Annotated in this window: 1 protein-coding gene; it reads left to right on the forward strand. The window is 63.0% G+C overall.

All coding sequences use genetic code 11. The features are described 5' to 3' along the window. Window positions 1-39 precede the first annotated feature (39 nt). Window positions 40-387 (forward strand): hypothetical protein (locus Tanf_RS01010; protein WP_046824583.1); only part of this gene is annotated, 348 nt, incomplete at its 3' end.

Raw genomic sequence — 387 nt, forward strand, 5'->3', positions numbered from 1 at the left:
GTCACACTCTCGGACGTTACGCTGTACGTACCCTAGGGCATGGTCGATACCTACAAAGCGAAGAACGTGTGGCAGGATTTCGATACTCAGGAGACGCCTCCCATCTTGTCCGCCGCCCTGACCGACGCCGCGCCGATCGCCTGCACTGCCGGCAGCACGAAGCAGATCAAGGTGCAGGGCAATAAGAAGCGGAAGGCTGCCATCCCCGCCGCAGCGCAGACGTGGCTTGAGTCTGCAGGCGGCGACGGCCTAACGATCGTCTCCGAAAGCCCGGACCCGTCGCTTACGGTGACAGCTAAAAATGCGAACGGCATTACCGCGGCCCGCACGCCTACGCTCGATTTCGTGCTTGTAGACGGCAGCCGCCCCGCCACGCCCGCTACCGTC

The organism is Tannerella forsythia (assembly GCF_001006485.1).
GTDB lineage: Bacteria > Bacteroidota > Bacteroidia > Bacteroidales > Tannerellaceae > Tannerella > Tannerella forsythia.